The organism is Streptomyces sp. NPDC002817 (assembly GCF_053592055.1).
In genome coordinates this window covers 46,560-62,994 of sequence record NZ_JBSFUY010000033.1, presented here as the reverse complement: position 1 = coordinate 62,994, position 16,435 = coordinate 46,560, and the positions used below count along the sequence as shown (strand labels likewise).

The following is a 16,435-nucleotide window of genomic DNA, read 5'->3' as shown; positions in this document are numbered from 1 at the left end:
CGGCCGGCGTTCACGAGGTGCTCCGGCGCACGACCATCGCGGAGTTGAAGCCGCCGTGGCCGCGGGCGAGGACCAGCGCGGTGTCCACCCGGGCACTGCGCGCCTCGCCGGTGACCAGGTCCAAGCGGTAGGCCGGGTCGGGGATGACGTGGGCGGTGGGCGGGATCACGCCGTCCCGGATGGACAGCAGGGCCGCGGCCACGTCCAGGGAGGCGGCGCCGGACAGCAGACGTCCGGTCATCGTCTTCGGCGCGGTCACGGCGACCGCTTCGGGGCCGAAGACCTTGGTCACCGCGTCCGCCTCGGCCCGGTCGAGCTCGGGGATCGCCGCGGCGTCCGCGAACACCACGTCGACGTCACCGGCATCGGTGCCGGCGTCCGCGAGTGCCTGGCGGATGGCCCGCTCCAGGCCCGGCTCGCGGCCGGTGCCGGGCGGCGGGTCGAAGGTGGCCGCGTATCCGGCGATCTCGCCGTACACCCGGGCTCCGCGCTCCCTGGCCGCCTCGGCGTCCTCGAGGATGAGCAGGGCGCCGCCCTCGCCCGGCACATGGCCGGCCGCCTCGATGTCGAAGGGCAGATAGGCGCGGCCGGGGTCGTCGCTGGTGGACAGGCGGCCGCCGGCGAGCTGGGCGACATGCCCCCAGGGGCAGATCGAGCCGTCGACGCCGCCGGAGACGATCAGCTTGCTGCCCTTGCGGATCTGACGCCGGCCCTGCGCGAGGGCATCGAGGCCCCCGGCCTGGTCGGAGACGACGACGCCGCTGGGGCCGCGCATGCCGTGCCGGATGGAGATCTGGCCGGTGTTGACGGCGTAGAACCAGGCGAAGGACTGGTACGCGCTGACGTACTGGCCGCCCTTGCTCCACAGCGCCTGCAGTTCGCGCTGGCCGAACTCGAAGCCGCCCGAGGAGCTGGCGGTGACCACACCCATGTCGAAGGGCGCCCACTCGCCGGGCGTGACGCCCGCGTCGGCGAGCGCCCAGTCGGCGGCGACCAGCGCGAGGCGGGTCATGTGGTCGGTCTGCGGCAGCAGCCGGCCCGGAAGGTGGTCCTCGGCGACGAAGCCGGGGACCTCGCCGGCCAGGCGGGCCGGGTAGCCGGAGGCGTCGAAGCGTCCGATCTCGCCGATGCCGCTGCGGCCCTCGACGGTGGCACGCCAGAAGTCGTCGGTGCCCAGGCCGTTGGGGGCGGTGACGCCGAGTCCGGTGACGACGACACGGGTGGTCGTGGCCGGGGTGGCGGTGGCCGTGCTCATGGCCTCGGTCGTCTTCATGCCGCCCTCCGCAACACCATGGCGCTCTGGAACCCGCCGAATCCGCTGCCCACGCTCAGGACCGTGTCGGTGCGCTGTTCACGGGCGTGCACCGGCACGTAGTCCAGGTCGCACTCGGGGTCGGGTTCGTGGAGGTTGGCCGTCGGCGGCACCACGTTGTTCTCGATCGCCAGGACCGAGGCGGCGATCTCCAGGGAGCCGATCGCGCCGAGCGAGTGCCCGACCATGGACTTGATGGAGCTGACCGGGGTTTCGTAGGCGTGCGCGCCCAGGCTGTGCTTGAACGCCGCGGTCTCGTGCCGGTCGTTCTGCTTGGTGCCCGAGCCGTGGGCGTTGATGTAGTCGACCTGCTCGGGGTTGATGCGCGCCTCGTCCATCGCGAGCCGGATCGCCTCGGCCATCTCCAGTCCGTCGGGCCGCAGCCCGGTCATGTGGAAGGCGTTGCAGCGGGTCGCGAAGCCGGCGATCTCGGCGTAGATGTACGCCCCGCGCCGCTCGGCCCGCTCGCGCTCCTCCAGGACGAACATGGCGGCGCCCTCACCGAGGACGAAGCCGTTGCGGGTCCGGTCGAAGGGGCGGGAGGCGTGCTCGGGGTCGTCGTTGCGGGGGGTGGTCGCCTTGATGGCGTCGAAGCAGGCCACCGTGATGGGCGAGATGGGGGCGGCCGCGGCGCCGGCGAACATGACGTCGGCGCTGCCCTCGCGGATCAGCTCGGTGGCGTATCCCACCGAGTCCAGGCCCGAGGTGCAGCCGGTGGAGACGACGGCGGCGGGGCCCTCGGCGCCGACCTTCCAGGCCACTTCGCTGGCGAAGGAGCTCGGTACGAAGTAGTCGTACAGGTGCGGCACCGCGTAGCGGTGGTCGACCAGGTCGAGGCGGCCGCCGTCGGAGACGATGCGGTACTCGCGGTCCAGGGCCATGGTCGCGCCGACGCCGCTGCCCACGGTGACGCCCGTGCGGTGCGGGTCGAGGTCGGTCAGGGCGAGTCCGCTGTCGGTCAGGGCCTCGGCGGTGGTGACGACCGCGAACTGGGCGGCGCGGTCCATGCGCCGGATCTCCTGCGGGGTCAGACCGTGCAGTTCGGGGTCGAAGTCGACCTCGGCGGCCACCCGTGAGCGAAACGGTGTCGCGTCGAAGGAGGTGATGGTGCGGGTGGCGGTGCGACCCGTGCTGAGCAGGTTCCAGAAGTCCTTGGTCCCGACCCCGCCGGGGGCCACCACACCGATGCCGGTGATCACTACCTGGCGCGCCATCAGGACGCCCAGTGGTAGAAGCGGGTGGCCATCGCGTCGGCCGGCGAGCGCCAGGTCGCCGGGTCGTAGGCCTCGATGAACGGCTTCAGGTCGTCGCTGACCTGCACGAACCGCGGGTGGGTCTTGGCCTGTTCGATGTTCTTGCCGCCCTGGTCGTCGTCGAAGTCCTGGAGGTGGAAGTACAGGCCGCGGTAGGCGAACAGCTCACGGCGCCGCGTGCCCATCAGGTGCGGCATCTCGGTGCCGTCGAACTCCTGGAAGATCCGGGCGACATCACCGATGGACGCCGGGTCCATCCGCGCCACGATCAATGTGCTGTGCATGGGCTCTCTCCCTGGGGGAAATTCCGGATGCGTTTCCGAACAAGAACTCCGCGATCTCGTGGACTGCGCGGAAAGGGAATCGGGAGCGCACTGGGCGGGAATTTCTTGAATTCGCATCGCCGTGCGGACAGTTCACCGGATCCTCACTTACAGCTTCTTCGGTCCCTGTCCGGATAACAACGCCCATCCGTGCAGATCCATGTCAGAGTTTTCTCAAGCGACTGCCGTGGACTGTCAGATGCCGGATGCGGGACCGGATCCCTGACGGCGGGTGAAGCACGCGTGGACATCGGATTCGGCGTAGTACGTCCGGCCCGCGCGGCTCTGCCGGCGCCAGCGCTGCTCGCTGGCGAGGCGATAGACGGTGCCGGTCGTGGTGGACCACAGCCGGGCCACGTCACCCGCGGTCAACCAGCGTTCCGGTACGGCCTGTCCACTGCGCATGGCACGGCGCAGTTCGGTCCACCGACCGCCCGGCCAGGAGTGCGCGGGGTCGGTGTCGCACTGGATGCGGGCGCCCTGGCCCGGCTCGGTGACCAGGGCCCCGGGGCAGCCGGGTGCCACGCACTCCCCGACGGTGAGCCGGCGCGACGGCTCCTGGCGGGCGACCCGGTGGGCGGCGCGGACCAGGCGGGCGACCTCGCGGGTGGCGTCCGAGGCGGCGGGGTGCGCGGCGAGCCAGGCGGCGTGCCGCACCAGCAGGGCGGCCAGTGAGCCGACGGTGCGCAGCGGGGTGGGGACACGGCGCTGCTCGACGACGACCCCGCACCAGGAGCTCAGGGTGGTGACGATGTCGGCGCGCACGTCGGCCGCGGCGGCGTTGAAGGGCAGCCCGGACGGCACCGGCCCGCCGCTGGTCCGCTCGCGCAGTTCGTCACCGCGGGCGCCGCCGAGGGCCTGCTCCAGCTCTTCGTGGAGGCCGGGAATGCTGCGGAGCCGCTCGACGAACAGTCGCAGGCACCCGGGGCACAGACGTGTGCGGTGCGCCGCGTATTCCGCCGACGCCGACTTCCGGCAGTCCTCGCCCTCGCAGCGGATACGGGTCTGAGTGGACGTCATTCCTGGCAGGTTCACTTGGTTCATTTCGAATCCCCCGTGAGCTGTTGGACAGACAGGCGACTTTGCTGATTGCGTCCGGAAAAGGGCGTACGTCGGCGACGTACGCCCTACGGAAAGGGAGAGGATTTCAGGCCCGTCCGATGCGGAATCCCACCCCGTGCACGGTGACGATCCAGTCGCGGGAGCCGAGCTTGCCGCGCAGACTGCTGACATGGGTGTCGACGGTGCGACGGGACCAGGAGTCCGCCCACACCTCGCGCAGCAGCTGCTCGCGGGTGACGACGGTCTCGGGGCGTGAGGCCAGCAGGTGGAGCAGGTCGAACTCCTTGCGGGTGACCGCCACGGTGCGTCCGCCGAGGCGGACCTCGCGCAGCTGCGCGTCGATACGCAGCGCCCCGATGGACAGGACACGACGGGTGGTGCGGGGCTGGACACGGCGCATGACGGCCTCGATGCGGGCCAGGAGTTCTCTGAGGCCGCAGGGTTTGACGAGGTAGTCGTCGGCACCGGCCTGGAGGCCGAGGACGACGTCGAGTTCGGCGCCGCGGGCGGTCAGCGCGATGACGGCGGTGTGCCCGGACGCGGAGAGCTGACGGCACACCTGGAGTCCGTCGACGTCGGGCAGGTCGAGGTCGAGCAGGACGACGTCGACATCCGTCTCGCCGTAGGTCTCCAGCGCCGCGTAGCCGTTGCGGGCGCGGTCGACGTGGTGGCCGTGCCGGCGCAGGGCCTCGGCCAGCGGCTGGGCGTCCTCGGCGCGGGCGTCGACGATCAGAACCCGCCAGGCGGTGTGTCCGGCGGAAGCGGTGCGTGCGGCGGTGTCGAGCATCTCATGACGCGGTGTCGGTCGTGGACTGAGCAGGTCGGCTGACGCCTGACGCATGACTCACCTCCGGGGTGGTCTGTTTCCACGGCGCGTGCAGCATTTCGGCCACTTTAGGAAACACCGTGCCAACTCCCGGTCAGGGCAAGTGCAGAGGATGCGCAACGGGTGGCACGGGCTTGGCCAGCGATCCGGCGGGGGCGGCCCGCCCGGCTTGCGGAATGTTGACATGCCGATGCGGTTCGGTTGGCACGGCCGTGCGGTGGAGCTGTCGTGACCCGCCCGATGCTGACAGCAGCACCTGACCCCGGTCACCGGCTACGACGACGGAGTGGAGCCATGGACACGAGCAGCGCATCGGCGGTGAACCGGCCGCGGTGGCCGGGCGGTCCGGACGACACGGCGGTCCGGCACCGTCCGGTGTGGGCGCCCGCCGCGACCCATCCGCTGGCTCCGCCGCTCTTCCCGGCCGAGCGGCTGCTGCTCGTGGTCGACGGCCGCGACAACGCCCGTGCCTGGGTGCCGGGTTCGGTGCGCACGGTGCGGGCGGGCCGGGACGTCACAGGCAGTGCGATGTCCTGGTCCACGTATCTGGACGAGGTGCGTCCGGCCGGGATCGTCGTCGACCTGCCGGCCGGCACCACCGGCGTCGAGCGGGCCATGGACCTGGTGCTGCCGATACTGCGCGCGGCCTGCGGCTCGACCGGTTGCGGTCCGCTGCATGTGGCGTTCCTGGCGACCGGGCATGCCCGGCCCGAACTGGCCGCGGCGCTGGGCGCGCTGGCGCAGATCGCCGCCGTGGAGGACGGCCGGCTGCGCGCGGTGTCGGTACGGGTGACGGCGCCGCCCGCGTGGGCGCAGGATCCGTTCCAGGTGGCGCGCGCCGAACTCGCCCTGCCCCGGCCGGGGCTGGCGGAGGTCCGCTACACCCCGGCGGGCCGGGAGGTGCGGGTGCTGCGCGCCGACCATCGGCCCGGGGACGCCCGGACCCTGCTGCGCCGGGGCGGCCGCTATCTGGTCACGACGGACGCCGACGGACCGGGCGAGCAGCTCGCGCAGCGCCTGGTGCGCGAACTCGGCGCCCGCGTCACCCTGTTGAAGGCGGGCGAGGGCGAGACACGCGGCGTACTGCGGGTGTCCGGCCGCCCGAGCCGCTACGACGACGTCCGCACCGCGGTGCAGGCCGCGCTGCGGGCCCACGGCGGCCTGGACGGCGTACTGCACTGGGCGAGCGGCGGGGAGGTGCGCCCGCTGGCCCGGCTGTCCGCGGCGGTGGCGCGGGAGGCGGTGGCCGACGCGGTCGGCGGGGCCGTCCACCTGGACCGGGCGACCGCCGGGCTCCCGCTGGACTTCTTCGCGCTGGCCACCGCCGCCGACCCCTACCGGGCCGTGGTGGGCGCCGCCGTACCCGCCGCGATCGCCCGCGCCCTCACCTCCCTGACGGCCACCCGCACCCGCCTCGCGGCCGCCGGTGCGCGTGCCGGTGTCTCCCTCTCGGTGTGCCGGCCGGACCTGCACGCCTGTCTCGACACCCTGGGCGGCGGCCACGGACCGGCAGGGCACTCAGGAGCTTCACGGGCGGCGTGAGGGAAGGCGGGGCAGCTGTTCTGCCGGTGGACGTCACGCCGCGCCCCAGGACCCCTCCCGTAGCCACCACCACGCGCCGCATGACCCCCTCGCGGGCCACCTGAGCCCTCCTCGAACAGTCCCGGACACCTGGCACGGCCCGGCCGCCACCCCCTTTGGCGTGCACCTTCGCGGTGATCTTCCCAGGGGTATGACAAGGCTGCGCCGCGGACCGCACCCGCCATGACAGACAGGCGTCGCACACCGCCCCGCATGGCAGGGGTCAGCCATGAAAGTTCCGGCCGGGCGCACGGTTTTCCGCCGCGGCACTGCGGAACGTTGACGTCCGTCACGCCCGCTCACCAACCTCGCAGGCATTCCGGTCATGCGTACGGATTCCCCCGGATTCCCCGAGAGGAGCGTGAGCGCAATGAACGTACTGGTCGTCGAGGACGATGACGCCATGGCCGAGGCCCTCCAACAGATGCTCGGCCAGCACGGCTACGACACCCTTCGCACCGGCACCGGCACCGAGGCCCTGGCGAACCTGACCGGTACGACGCTCGTGCTGCTCGACCTGAGCCTGCCCGACCTGGCCGGGCACGAGGTGTGCCGGCGGATCCGGGAGAGCTCCTGTGTGCCGATCGTGGTGCTCAGCGGCAGCGACCACGAACTGGACCGGGTGACGGCCCTGTACGCGGGCGCCGACGATTTCGTGCCCAAGCCCTTCAGCCGGCACGAACTGCTCGCCCGGATCGAGGCGATCCTGCGGCGCAGCGCCTGCTGCCGCCCCCACCCGGGCCCGCCCGCCGACACCGCGCCCGCCGCCGCGCCGCGCCCGCGCCGTGCGGCGCCCGCCGAGGAACCGGCCGCCGGCCGGGACCGCAAGCTGCGCGCGGGACCACTGCGGCTGGACACGCGCACCCGCAAGGTCTTCCTCGACGACGAGGAGATCCGCGTCACCCGCAAGGAGTTCGACCTGCTCGCGATGCTTCTCGAGGAGCCGGGCACGGTCATGCAGCGTGAGGAGATCATGGCCCGGGTGTGGGACGAGAACTGGTTCGGCTCCACCCGCACCCTCGACGTCCACGTCGGTTCGCTGCGCGGCAAGCTCGGCAGCACCCTGTGGATCGAGACGGTCCGCGGCGTGGGCTACCGGCTGACGGTGCCCGAGGTCCTCGGCGTCGGGGCCGAGCGATGAGCACCCGCCCGTCCCCTCACGCGGTGACCGCCCACCCCGCCGGCAGCCCCTACGATCTCGCCGCGAGCGCCGCCCATCAACTGCGCGGCCCGCTGTCCTCGATCCGGCTGCGGCTTCAGCTGCTCGGCGAGGACCGGCCCGATGTGCCCCAACTCCCCTCCCTGCTCAAGGAGGTGGACCGGCTGTCGGCGCTGCTGAACCACGTCCTGGACTGGGGCGCGGGCCGGCACCGGCCGCCCGAGGCCGTCGAGGTCCTCGACGTCGCCGCGGCGCGCGTGGACGCGTGGAGCGTGCTCGCCGACCGGCGCGGCGTGCGCATGGACCTGGCAGGGACGGCCGTGACGGCCCGGCAGGTGCACGGAGCGCTGGATCACGCCCTGGACGTGCTGCTCGACAACGCGGTCCAGGCGGGTCCGCCCGGCAGCACGGTCACCTGTGCCGTGCGGGTGGCGGGGCCGGACGTGCGGGTCTCGGTCACGGACGAGGGGCCCGGCATGAGCGATGCGGAACTCGCCTGTGCGGGACGCCCGTCGTGGCGCGGTGCGGCAGGCGCCGGACGGGAGGGCAGCGGCCTGGGCCTGTCGATCGCCTCCGCCCTGCTGGACGCCTCGGGCGGCCGGCTCGACCTGGCCCGTGCGGCCTCGGGCGGCCTGGTCGCCACGGCCGTACTGCCTCTCCTGACGGACTGATCCGATGTCTTGGAGCCACCGCATGCCCATCGAGGTCCTCCTGGCCCACTCCGACCCGTCCACGCGGGCCCGGATCAGCGCGCTGCTCGCAGCGGAACCGGACATCGAGGTCGTGGGCGCCCATGGCGACGGCGTGCGGGCCCTTGCCGAGGCCGGGCGGCTGCTGCCCGGTGTCGTACTGACGGGCCTGCGTCTGTCCGGGCTGGACGGGGTCGAGCTGACCCGCCGGCTCGCCGGGCGGAACGCACCGCACGGTGTGCGGGTCGTCGTCCTCGCCGGGAGCGGACCCGTGCCCCGCGCGTTCGCGGCGCTCGCGGCCGGCGCGCGGGGGCTGCTCCACGACACCGACCGCGCCGAACTGCCGCGCGCGGTACGGCTCGTCGCCGGTGGCGGGGCACTGGTGTCGCCGCGGCTGACCGGACCGCTGATCGAGGCGTGCGTGCGCGGCGCCGCCGTACCCGCCGCGTCGGCCGTGCCCACGCTGGACGGGCTGACGCGGCGTGAACGCGAAGTGCTGTCCCTGGTCGGCACCGGTCTGTCCACCCAGGAGATCGCCGACCGGCTCGTCGTGGCCGAGACCACCGCCAAGACCCTCGTGCGACGCACCATGGTCAAACTGGGCGCCCGCAGCCGCACCCGGCTGGTCGCCATCGCCTACGAGAGCGGGATGATCCGCCCCCGCGCCCGGCGATAGACCCGTTCGCTGTCCGTTCGCTGCCCGTTCGCTGCCCGTCCTCAGCACGCCTTCAAGCCGGGTTCGAGGGTGCCGGGCGACCCTCAGACCATGGCCCGGCGAAAGCTGGGCGGCCGTGAAGGGGGAGGGATGTCGACGGACCCGTGGACATACCGCCCCGCGACCGAACTCATGGGCCGGGAGCTCGACCTGATCGCCGTGCGGGGCAGGCTCCAGGATCCGTCCGTGCCACTGGTCACCCTGGTCGGTGCGGGAGGGGTCGGCAAGAGCCGGCTGGCGGCCGAGGCGGCCGCCGGGCTCGCGGAACGGTTCCCCGGCGGGATCCACCCCGTCGACCTGCCCGCCTGCGTCGACCTGGAGTCCACCCTCAAGGGCATCGACAAGACGGTGCGCGACATCACCGAACCCACGCTGCTTCTCCTGGACGGCGTCGAGCATGTCGCGGCCGAGCTGGCGCCGGCGCTCGCCGCGCAGCTGGCCGCCACTCCCCTGCTCACCGTCCTCGCCACCGGCCAGGAGATCCTCGGGATCTACGGCGAGTGCGTCATCCCCGTCACCCCGCTGGCACCGCCCGGCCCGCTGCTGGAACCCGATGTCGCCGAGGTGCAGGACAACCCGGCCGTACGGCTGTTCACGCGCTGCGCCCGCGCCGCGAACCCGGCGTTCGCGCTGACCGGCGAGAACGTGGACCCGGTCGTGGAGATATGCGATCTGCTGGAGGGGGTGCCGCTGCTGCTGGAACTGGCCGCGCGCAGGGTGCGCCTGTATCCGCCGCACGAACTCGCCGCATGGCTGCGGCGAGGCGGCGACAGCCATCTGCCAGGACCGGTGGACGTGCCGCCACGCCAGCGCTCCGCCCTCGCGATCGCCGACTGGAGCTGCCGCGGCCTGAGTGCCGGGCAGCGCCGGCTGCTGGCCCAACTCGCCCTGTTCCAGGGCGGAACCACGCTCGCGACGGCCGAGAAGGTCTCCCCGCTGGGCGCCGCCGAAACGGCGGTCGCCCTGGAGACGATGCTCGACCGCGGTCTGCTCCAGCTGCGCGAACACCCGCAGGCCGACACCCGGCTGACGATGCCGCGCACCATCCGCGCCTACGGGCTCGCCCTGCTGGAGGAGGGGGGCGCCGAGCACGCGGCGGCAGCCCGGCGCACCCACGCACACCACCACCGCAAACTGCTGCCCGCCCTGGAGGGCCGCTTCCAGGGATCGGAACAGCGCCGCTGGCTCCACGTCGCGATCGCCGAGCACGACAACGTGCTGGCCGCCCTGCACCATCTGGAAGCCGACCCCTCGGCGCTTGCGGACCGGGCCGCCCTGGTCGGCGCCTGTCTGCAGCCCTGGCTCGTGCACGGTGAACTCAAAGAAGGGCTGCGCTGGTTCGACACCACCGGCCAGGCCATGCAGAACGGCGGTGCGCAGGCCCAGGACGACCAGTGGCTGTATCTGCGGGCCCGCCTGTACTCCGGGGCGGGCGTGCTCGCCGCGGCGCTCGGCGACCACGACGGGGCGGTGCACCGGCAGCGGCGGGCCCTCGCCCTGCACAAGCGGCTGCGCGACGCCCGGGCGAGCGCTCTCGCCTCGGCCCGGATGGGCCACGCGCTGTTCCGCTGCGGCGACCGCTCCGGGGGCCGGTCCCTGCTGACGGCGTCCCTCACCGTGCTCGACGCGCAGGGCGACACAGCCGGTTCCGCCGAGACGGCGACCTCCCTCGCCGAGGTACTGCTCGCGGGCGGCGAGACCAAACAGGCACGGCCCCTGCTGGAGCGGGCCGGCCGGATCCAGCGGCAACAGGGCGCCCTGCGCGACCTCGCCCGCACCGTCCACGCGGACGCGCGGCTCAGACTGCTCCAGGGCGACGACGCCGGGGCGCGGGCGGCCATCAGGGAGAGCATCAAGCTCTACGAGTCGATCGACGAACGCACCGAACTGCCCGCCGTCCTCGACACGTTCGCGCTGCTCGTCCTCGAACGGGCGGGCCGGCCCCACCGGGCCGTGCGGCTGCTGGCCGCGGCCGGCGCGCTGCGCTCACACACCGGCGTGAACGTCGACACCGAGTGCGCGGACCGGCTGCGCGACGCCGTCGACGCACTGCGCGGCCGGCTGGGCGAGGCGGCGTTCGCGACCGCCTGGGCCGAGGGCCGGCGGCTGCGCCCGGAGGCGATGGCCGCCGAGGCACTCGCCGCGGCCGAGACCGGCCGCGGCGAGGAACGCGCCGAACCCGGCGACGCCGCCGCGCTGACCCCGCGCCAGCTCCAGGTGGCGCTGCTGGTCGCCGACGGCCTGACCAACCGGCAGATCGCCCAGCAGCTCGACATCGCCGAGTGGACGGTGGTCAATCACGTCCGGCATGTGATGCGCAAGCTCGGCTGCGGCTCGCGGGTACAGGTCGCCTGGGCCGTCGGCCGGAGACAGTGATGGGCTCCTCCGGCTCGGCGCCCGCGCCGCCGCTGACGGGCCTGCTGGGGCCGTTGCGCCCGCCCGCCGATGTCGTCCGTACGTTCACGGACCGGGGCTGGTGGCGGGAGGAGACCCTGCTGCACGACCTGTACCGGGGAGCGGCCTCGCATCCGCACCGCACCGCGATCGTCTCCCACCGCACCCGGCTGTCGGCCGGGCGCCGGGTGACACGGCTGTCGTACGCCCAACTCGCCGCCGTCACCGACCGGTTCGCGTACGCGCTGGACGCGCTCGGGACCCGTCCGGCCGACCCGGTCGCCTTCCAGCTGCCCAACCGGTGGGAGACCTGCGCGCTGCTGCTCGCTTGCTGGCGCGTGGGCGCGGTGGCCGTACCGGTGATGCCCGGCTACGGAGCGCGTGATCTGCACGCCGTGCTGAGCGCGGCCGAGGCCCGGTTCGTCGTCGTGCCGGACGTGTGGGAGGGCACCGAGCCCGCCCGCGCGCTCGCCTCGCTCGCGCCGCGGCTGCCGTGGCTGCGCCACCGGGTGGTGCTGGGCAACGCGGTGTACGACGGCGCGGTGGATCTCGTACGGCACTTCGTGGACACTCCGCACGAGCGGTACGGCCCTCCGGGGCGGCTGCGGATGCCGCCGGCGGCGGCCGACCGGGTGGGGCTGGCGGTCACGTCGCTGGGGCTGCGCGCGGCGCACAGTATGGCGCTGCACTCGGCGAACACGCTGTACGCGAACCTGGCGCCGTCAGATGAACGGGATGCGGCGCCGGTGGCCTTCTCGGCGGTGCCGCTGGCCTCGCTGCCCTCGCTGCTGCACACGGTGATCAGGCCGCTCAGCCTGGGCGGGACGGTCGTGCTCCAGGACGTGTGGGATCCCGAGGCCGCTCTCGGGGTGATGGACGCGGCGCAGGTGTCCCAGACGTACGCGACGCCCGCGCAATGGGCGGAGCTCGTCGCGGCGCGCGAGCGCGGGCGGGGTGAAGCGGTCGCTCTCGACGGCGCCTTCACCTCCGACCCCGCGGGTACGCCGGCGGCGCTCGCCCGGCAGGTCAGCTCGGCGTTCGGGGCGTGGCCGGGCGCACTGCCCGCCGGGCGGGCGGGCGGGCGCGCCGCCTCGCCGCTCGCGGTATGGCGCCGCGAGAGCGCGGGCCTGACGCCGGCCTGGGAGCCCGCGGACGCGGACGCCGCGCACGTCGAGGAGATCGGCGGGGTGTTCCTCGTGCCGGTCACCGAGATCGAGGCGCTGCTTCGGGTCCATCCCCGGGTCGCCGAGGCAGCCGTCGTCGCCCGCTCCGACCCGCTGCACGGCGAACTGGCCTGCGCCGTCGTCGTCCCGGACGGCGATCCACCCGGCCTTCTCGACCTGCGTGAGCATCTCCGCGCCCGGGGGGTGCGGCCCGCGCATCTGCCGGCCGAACTCACCCTCCTGGGAGGCCTGCCGCGCACCGCGAGCGGCGAACCGGACCGCGGGCGCCTGCGGGACCTCCTGGCCCGCGAGGCGACGCGGGCGGCCTAGCGGGGGTCCGGAACGGGGCGACCGGCTGCTGAGCTGCGGCTCTTGATCACTGCTCTAGTGGGCGCTGCGATGGTGAGCGCCATGGATGAGTTGGTCGAGCGCGTCGACGAGCAGGACAAGGTGCTGGACGTCGTGGGCCGGTCCGCCGCGGTGCGGCACGGCTGGCTGCACCGGGTGGCGAGCATCGTGTGCCGGGATCCTGAGGGGCGGCTGCTGGTGCATCGCAGGCCGGACGGGGTGCCGCGTTATCCCGGGCAGTTCAACTGGATGCTGGGGGGCGCCGCGGGGGTGGGTGAGTCGTACGAGGCTGCCGCGGCGCGGGAGTTGTCGGAGGAGCTGGGGGTGCGGGCTGATCCGCGGCTGGTCTTCAAGTTCCGGTGTGCGGGGCCGTATCTCCTCGGGGTGCACGAGGTCGTGGTGACACCTCCGACGCGGCCCGATCCCGGCGAGATCGCCTGGCACGCCTGGCTGACGGAGGGGGAACTGGCCGAGTTCGTCAACCACGAGGCGTTCATACCGGACGCCCGTGCGGTGTTCCGGCGGTATCAGGAACGGCAGGGGCCGTCCCGGTGAGCTGACGCTCCATGGCCCCCGGTGTCCGGGGGCCATGGAGGATCACGGTCACGACTGTTCGGAGGCCAGGGCCGGAGCGGGGCGGGCCGGTGCGGTGTACGCGGCGCTCTGCTGCGGGCGCCTGTCGCGGGCGCTCAGCCCGAGTGCGGCCGCCACGCACACGCCGACCGGCAGGACGAGGGTGAGCAGGACCCTGCCCAGGGACCAGCCCGCGTCGACCATCAGGCCGCCGAGCAGACCGCTGGCCACGGGGCCCAGCTTGCCCGCGGTGTTGGCCCAGCTGACACCCGTGGCGCGGGCGGGCGCCGGGTAGGCCACCGCGGCGATCGCCTGGAGCACGGAGTTGGCCGCCGGAAGGCACAGCCCGAGGAGGAACATCAGGGCGATGAGCGCGGCGAAGTGGGTGGCCACCAGGGAGGCCACCGCGAAACCGGCCGCGGTCGCCGCCCACAGGGTCCACAGGACGCGGAAGCGGTCGTAGTGCTTGAGGACGAAGGACACCGAGAGCTGCCCGGTCAGGCCGCCCCAGCCGAACGCGGCGACGGCCACGGCCGCCTGTGCCGCCGTCAGGCCGGTCCGCTCGGCCAGCAGCGGCAGGTAGGTGATGAGTCCGGCGCCTATGGCCTGTCCGAGGAAGAAGCTCAGCCAGAGCAGGACGGTGGTGCGGGCGAGGCTCCGGGAGAGGACGACCTTCGCCGGGCGGCGCGTCTGGCGGCGGGCGGCGCTCGGTTCGCAGTCGACGTGGGACAGGTCCTGGTCCGGGGCGACGGCGGTCAGGGCGGCGCGGATGCGGTCCGGGGCGGCGCCGCGGGCGGCGAGGACGCCGACGGACTCGGGGACGTAGCGCAGGACCGCGGGGATCAGCAGCAGCGGGGCGAGTCCGCTGACCAGCAGCAGCGTGTGCCAGCCGACGGCGGGGACCAGGACCGAGGCGAGCACGCCGCCCAGGACGATGCCGCCCGTCACTCCGGAGAAGGCCAGCGCGACCGACTGGACCCGGCGTGCGGCCGGCGTCCAGTCCGCGACCAGCGCCATCACCGTCGGCAGGATGGCGCCGAGTCCCAGGCAGGCCACGAGCCGCAGCGCGGCGAAGGAGGCAACGTTCTGCGTGAGTCCCAGGCAGGCCGTGCCGAGGCCGAACACGGCGATGCCGGTGACGGCGACGCTCTTGCGCCCGTAGCGGTCGGCGAGCGGGCCCGCGGCCGCGCCACCGATGATCATCGACAGCACGCTCGCCGTGACGATGGCGGTGACGGTGCTCATGTCGACGTCCCAGTCCTCGCGGATCCGGGGGTAGACGAAGGAGACGACCGTGGAGTCGAGCCCGTCGGCGATCATCGTCAACAGTCCCAGTACGACGATGAGCCACTGCCTGCGGCTCATCCGGCTGCCGTCGACGAACTCCTGTGGGCTCAGGCGTGGTGGAACATCCGTGGCCATGAACGGCCCCTTTCATCGGTAAGACACGGGGAGGGCGCGGGGGGAGGGCCGCCACGGGGCGCAGGGGGGCGGCGGACGGAGCGGGTGGCGTGGGGGCGGGGCAGGAGGGGAGCTAGGCGGCCTTCTTGCCCGCCGTGCTCGCCAGGGTGTCGAGGGCCTCGTGGTCCCCGTGCCGGGCGACTTCGGTCGGGCGGCCGAGCACCCAGGTCAGCAGCGGGCCCGCCATCGCGGTCGTGACCACGGCCATGACCACCATGAGCGAGTACAACTCCTGGTTGAGGAAGCCCAGTTGGAGGCCCACGTTCAGGACGATGAGCTCGGTCAGACCGCGGGTGTTCATCAGGGTGGCGAGCGCGACGGACTGCCGGGGCGACATCTTGTTGAGGCGGGCGGCGACGAACGCGCCGGTGAACTTGCCGCCGATGGCGACCAGGAGGATCAGCGTCAGGGCGCCCAGCCCGGCCGCATCGACCCCCGACAGGTCGACCTTCAAGCCGGCGACCAGGAAGAACACCGGCAGCAGCAGCTGGCCGTTCAGCTGCCCGAGGCGGTCGTGCACCTCGGCGCGCAGCCGCTCGCTGCCCTCGCGCGGCAGGACCAGGCCGAAGAGGAACGCGCCGAAGATGTAGTGCAGGCCGACCCACTCGGTGGCGGCGGCGGACAGCAGCAGGCCGGCCAGGACGAACGCGAGCACGGTCGGGGTGAGCCGCAGTTCGGGCCGGCGGTCCGCGTAACGGCGCAGCAGCGGCCGTACCCCGTACAACATGCCCACCAGGTAGGGGATGGCGAGCAGGATGCGCCACTGGTCCGGACCGGCCGAGCCGCTGATGGCCACCACGGTGGCCAGCAGGGTCCAGGCGAGGACGTCGTCGATGGAGGCGCAGGCGAGGGCCACCACGCCGAGCGGGGTGCGGTTCATCTTGCGGTCGGTGAGGATGCGGGCCAGCACCGGGAACGCGGTGATCGACATGGCGATGCCCATGAAGAGCGTGAACGCCGTCTGGTCGCCGGTGCCGTAGTCGTCCACCAGGTACAGCGCGAGGAGCGAGCCGAGGCCGAAGGGCAGGAGGATGGAGCTGAACGAGACGGTGGCGGCCAGGCTGCCGCTGCCCCGGATCAGCGTCGCGTCCCATTCCAGGCCGACGATGAACATGAAGACGGCGACTCCGACCGCGGCCAGCGCGGCGAGCAGTGGCCTGATGTCGGTGGGGAAGAGGGCGTCGGATATCGCCCCGTGGAAGAGGGTGGGCCCCAGCGCGATGCCGGCGAGGACCTCGCCAATCACCGCGGGCTGGCCGAGCCGCCGGGCCAGCACGCCGAGCAGGCGTGCCAGAACCACCATGGCTGCGAGGCCTACGAGAAGTGATGTGGTCTGATGCGTATCCATGACATCCGTCTCCGTGGGCGACGGCCCGCCCCGCGCCCCCCGGTGCGGGACACGGGGCGCGGGGCGGGCCGTCGGCAGGCGGCATGAGGAACGGACCCGCAGCGGAGTGTCAGCGGCGCTGCGGTGCCGAGGCCCCGGTAGGGGCCAACAGCATCTTTCAGCCGCGCGCTCGAGGGAGGGCAGCGTCTCCTTCGAGCGCTTCCCTATCGGGTCCTGACCGGTTCTGAC

General features: G+C 73.3%; 14 protein-coding genes. 7 read left to right on the top strand and 7 right to left on the bottom strand.

Annotation, left to right across the window (positions count from 1 at the left end):
* Nucleotides 1–10: 10 nt before the first annotated feature.
* The 5 genes from ACWD3I_RS39775 to ACWD3I_RS39755 all read right to left on the bottom strand — a co-directional run bounded on the left by ACWD3I_RS39775 (nt 11) and on the right by ACWD3I_RS39755 (nt 4,791).
* Nucleotides 11–1,273 (bottom strand): ketosynthase chain-length factor, encoded by a 1,263-nt coding sequence (locus tag ACWD3I_RS39775; protein WP_365395288.1) that lies wholly within the window; start codon nt 1,271–1,273, stop codon nt 11–13.
* The gene (locus ACWD3I_RS39770; RefSeq protein WP_365395291.1) at nt 1,270–2,526 is read right to left on the bottom strand and encodes a beta-ketoacyl-[acyl-carrier-protein] synthase family protein; all 1,257 of its coding nucleotides are present in this window, start codon (nt 2,524–2,526) and stop codon (nt 1,270–1,272) included. Before ACWD3I_RS39770 ends, ACWD3I_RS39775 begins: the two co-directional genes overlap by 4 nt.
* Nucleotides 2,526–2,849, bottom strand: a complete 324-nt coding sequence (locus tag ACWD3I_RS39765) for a TcmI family type II polyketide cyclase (protein ID WP_365395294.1) — start codon at nt 2,847–2,849, stop codon at nt 2,526–2,528. The genes ACWD3I_RS39770 and ACWD3I_RS39765 overlap by 1 nt, the downstream gene beginning before the upstream one ends.
* A gap of 234 nt (nt 2,850–3,083) precedes the next feature.
* The gene (locus tag ACWD3I_RS39760) at nt 3,084–3,908 is read right to left on the bottom strand and encodes a hypothetical protein (protein WP_365395297.1); all 825 of its coding nucleotides are present in this window, start codon (nt 3,906–3,908) and stop codon (nt 3,084–3,086) included.
* Nucleotides 3,909–4,035: 127 nt separating this feature from the next.
* Nucleotides 4,036–4,791 carry a response regulator transcription factor gene (locus ACWD3I_RS39755; protein WP_365395300.1) on the bottom strand — a complete coding sequence of 252 codons (756 nt, stop codon included), beginning with the start codon at nt 4,789–4,791 and terminating at the stop codon, nt 4,036–4,038.
* Between the two features lie 279 nt (nt 4,792–5,070).
* Here ACWD3I_RS39755 and ACWD3I_RS39750 point away from each other — a divergent pair, with 279 nt between their 5' ends.
* The 7 genes from ACWD3I_RS39750 to ACWD3I_RS39720 all read left to right on the top strand — a co-directional run bounded on the left by ACWD3I_RS39750 (nt 5,071) and on the right by ACWD3I_RS39720 (nt 13,380).
* Entirely contained in the window at nt 5,071–6,318 is a 1,248-nt protein-coding gene (locus ACWD3I_RS39750) for a KR domain-containing protein (protein WP_365395303.1), read from the top strand.
* Nucleotides 6,319–6,727: 409 nt separating this feature from the next.
* Nucleotides 6,728–7,498 (top strand): response regulator transcription factor, encoded by a 771-nt coding sequence (locus tag ACWD3I_RS39745; protein ID WP_365395306.1) that lies wholly within the window; start codon nt 6,728–6,730, stop codon nt 7,496–7,498.
* Between the two features lie 23 nt (nt 7,499–7,521).
* Entirely contained in the window at nt 7,522–8,187 is a 666-nt protein-coding gene (locus ACWD3I_RS39740; protein WP_365395309.1) for a sensor histidine kinase, read from the top strand.
* Between the two features lie 22 nt (nt 8,188–8,209).
* Nucleotides 8,210–8,881, top strand: a complete 672-nt coding sequence (locus ACWD3I_RS39735) for a response regulator transcription factor (protein WP_365395312.1) — start codon at nt 8,210–8,212, stop codon at nt 8,879–8,881.
* Nucleotides 8,882–9,010: 129 nt separating this feature from the next.
* Nucleotides 9,011–11,296: an ATP-binding protein gene (locus ACWD3I_RS39730; protein ID WP_365395315.1), complete on the top strand. Its 2,286-nt coding sequence runs from the start codon at nt 9,011–9,013 to the stop codon at nt 11,294–11,296.
* Entirely contained in the window at nt 11,296–12,807 is a 1,512-nt protein-coding gene (locus ACWD3I_RS39725; protein ID WP_365395318.1) for an AMP-binding protein, read from the top strand. The genes ACWD3I_RS39730 and ACWD3I_RS39725 overlap by 1 nt, the downstream gene beginning before the upstream one ends.
* Before the next feature lie 81 nt (nt 12,808–12,888).
* Nucleotides 12,889–13,380 (top strand): NUDIX hydrolase, encoded by a 492-nt coding sequence (locus tag ACWD3I_RS39720; RefSeq protein WP_365395321.1) that lies wholly within the window; start codon nt 12,889–12,891, stop codon nt 13,378–13,380.
* A 48-nt stretch (nt 13,381–13,428) separates the two neighbouring features.
* On the opposite strand, the gene ACWD3I_RS39715 is transcribed toward ACWD3I_RS39720, so the two are convergent.
* Entirely contained in the window at nt 13,429–14,820 is a 1,392-nt protein-coding gene (locus ACWD3I_RS39715; RefSeq protein ID WP_365395324.1) for an MFS transporter, read from the bottom strand.
* Nucleotides 14,821–14,932: 112 nt separating this feature from the next.
* Complete coding sequence (locus ACWD3I_RS39710; protein WP_365395327.1) at nt 14,933–16,207, bottom strand: cation:proton antiporter; 1,275 nt, start codon at nt 16,205–16,207, stop codon at nt 14,933–14,935.
* Nucleotides 16,208–16,435: the final 228 nt, after the last annotated feature.